Origin of the sequence: Paenibacillus zanthoxyli JH29 (genome assembly GCF_000520715.1) — a bacterium.
In the GTDB taxonomy this organism is placed as follows: Bacteria; Bacillota; Bacilli; order Paenibacillales; family Paenibacillaceae; genus Paenibacillus_AQ; species Paenibacillus_AQ zanthoxyli.
Genome location: NZ_ASSD01000143.1, coordinates 1 through 752, shown reverse-complemented (window position 1 = coordinate 752; position 752 = coordinate 1). Strand labels below are relative to the sequence as shown.

Sequence of the window (752 nt, the reverse complement as noted above, 5' to 3'; positions counted from 1 at the left end):
CTATATAGAACGCAATTAATAAACCAACAGCACCACTCCAATCGCCAAAACGGGTAATGAAATAGTAAGATCAACCTAAGGTGGCGATAAAAATGAAGAGCGAAGAAATCAAGCGATTGAATACAGCCATGAAAGAAACATCCGATAAGCGGCTATACGAAAGGTACCTAGCCGTCCGTCTTCGTCTGGAAGGACACTCGTTTGCAGAGATTGGCGATGTGCTCGGTCGCATTCGTCAAACGATCAGTATCTATTGGCAGAGCTACCAAGAGCAGGGCCTTGCCGGATTGGAAATGGGTCACTCCCCTGGACAACCGCCTAAGCTCACGGAAGAGCAATGTAACCAATTAGCCTCTATGCTGGAGCAGCAACAGCCAGTCGATGTGGGCTTTGAAGCTCGCTATACCTGGACTCTCCCGTTGGTATCGGAATGGATCAAGCGAGAATTTGGCGTCACCATGAGTGTGCGCGGAATCAGTGCGATGCTAGGGCGAATGAACTTCAGCTTTACCAAGGCAACCTATACGTTTGCCAAAGCCAATAAGGAGGCCCAGGCGTTTTTCCGTAAGCACACCTTCGCCCAGCTTAAGAAGCAGGTGGAAGCCGAAGAAATCGATCATCTGCTGTTCGAAGACGAATCGATGATTCGTTCCTATCAAGCGCTACAGTACAACTGGTTTCCGCGCGGCAAGCAACGAAAAGTGCCAACGTATGGCAAGCACGAAGGAGCCAAGCTGTTCGGAGCGATCAAC

At 49.6% G+C, this 752-nt stretch carries 1 protein-coding gene; it reads left to right on the top strand.

The window, feature by feature from the left end:
• Positions 1-92 precede the first annotated feature (92 nt).
• Positions 93-752: IS630 family transposase (locus L691_RS27970; protein WP_025689314.1), on the top strand; the 660-nt coding region annotated here is incomplete at its 3' end.